This is a genomic window from Snodgrassella sp. M0110 (assembly GCF_016101465.1).
In the GTDB taxonomy this organism is placed as follows: Bacteria; Pseudomonadota; Gammaproteobacteria; order Burkholderiales; family Neisseriaceae; genus Snodgrassella; species Snodgrassella alvi.
This window is the reverse complement of the sequence record NZ_JACFQM010000028.1, coordinates 1-725: the sequence shown is the minus strand read 5'-3', so window position 1 is coordinate 725 and position 725 is coordinate 1. Positions and strand designations below refer to the sequence as shown.

1 pseudogene is annotated in these 725 nt (G+C 42.5%); it reads right to left on the bottom strand.

Features of this window, described 5'->3' with window-relative positions:
* Positions 1-725, bottom strand: a pseudogene (locus H3T84_RS11960) (hypothetical protein); the annotation flags it as partial.

The window sequence follows — 725 nt, the reverse complement described above, 5'->3', positions numbered from 1 at the left end:
TAATTTTTTGTGCAGTACCGGTTGCATGACTGGCATCATAAGCAGATATATTGCTATTCCATTGCAGCGCATTCTGCTGTAATGTTTTTACATGAGAGTCAGCCCCAGTCAGACTGCTTGATGCTGATACAGACAGACTGCTCAGACTCTGATTAGTCTGTTCCAGCTGACTGACCAATCCATTCGGACTTTTATTTTGTAAATCTTCTAATGAAGTTGACAAAGAGTTAAAACCTGAACTAACGCTATCAGACAAAGTACCAAGATGACTATTAGTCGTGAATAGCTGGCCACCGGTAACCACATCACTTGAACCGGCTGCAAGATTTCCAGCCAGTACATTTGTAATGCGCTGCGCTTTTCCATCGTGAGTAGCATCATATGCGCCACCGTCAATGTCGTTATTCCATAACAATGCATTGTGCTGCAATGATGCTACGCTGGAATTGGTTGTACTCAGTTTATCCTCAAAAGTAGTAGACAGACTATTGATTTTCTCATTGGCAAACTGACCCAGTGCGCTAGAAAGGCTACCCACACTGGCCGATGTTGATGAAGAAATTGAATTCATCTTACTATCAACATTATCAGACAGAGTGCTTACACTATTATTGGTATTAAACAGCTGGGCGCCTGTTACTACATCACTTGAGTCTGCTGCCAGACTACCTTGGGCTACATTGGTAATTTTTTGTGCAGTACCGGTTGCATGACTGGCATCATAA